Origin of the sequence: Streptomyces milbemycinicus (assembly GCF_002154605.1) — a bacterium.
GTDB classification, from domain to species: domain Bacteria; phylum Actinomycetota; class Actinomycetes; order Streptomycetales; family Streptomycetaceae; genus Streptomyces; species Streptomyces milbemycinicus.
On record NZ_MUNE01000095.1, the window covers coordinates 1 to 652 of the forward strand.

General features: G+C 70.4%; 2 pseudogenes. Both read right to left on the reverse strand.

Features of this window, described 5'->3' with window-relative positions:
- A pseudogene (locus CCN51_RS08595) lies at window positions 1-218 on the reverse strand (baeRF2 domain-containing protein); the annotation flags it as partial.
- Between the two features lie 210 nt (window positions 219-428).
- Window positions 429-652, reverse strand: a pseudogene (locus CCN51_RS08600) (hypothetical protein); the annotation flags it as partial.

The following is a 652-nucleotide window of genomic DNA, read 5'->3' on the forward strand; positions in this document are numbered from 1 at the left end:
CCCGCGGACGGCCGCGCCGTCCGCTCGCCCGCCAGCCGCTGGACCAGCGCCTCGCGCGTGGCGGCGTCGGCGCCCTGCCGGGCGAGCTGGTCGCATACGAACCGCTCGCGCAGCCTGCGCCGGGTGGGCGCGTCCTCGGTCGCGCGCGAGGTGTCCAGATAGACGCAGGCCCAGGGACCCGGGCTGTCGAACAGCGGCTTCAGGAATCCAACATCCATGACCTCCCCCATCCCGGGGAAACGCACGAGAGCCGGGGCGCACCCGGAGGAATCCGGAGCCCCCGCCCCGTTCCTGAACCCCAGGATCCCTCCACCGGTCCCCGAGCGCCAGGCACGTCCGGGCGCGCCATCGACGAGCTGTCCCGCCTGAGAGATATCCCGTAATGCCAGGTCAAACGTGTTTTCCTGTGGGCAGTCGCGGGTCTGTGGTCAGCCGTTGATCTCCAGTTTCAGGTTGTGCAGGGCGGCGATGCCGGCGACGGCGTGGTTGATCCCTTCTCCTTTGCGGCGGCACTGGCGGAGAACCTGGTGGTCCTTGAGGCGTGCGAGGGTGTGTTCGGCGACGGCGCGGCGCTTGCAGAACCGCCGGTAGGCCCGGTCCTTGATGATCTTCCGGTCAAGCCGCGCCGAGGCGAGCGGATCCGCTCGATCCC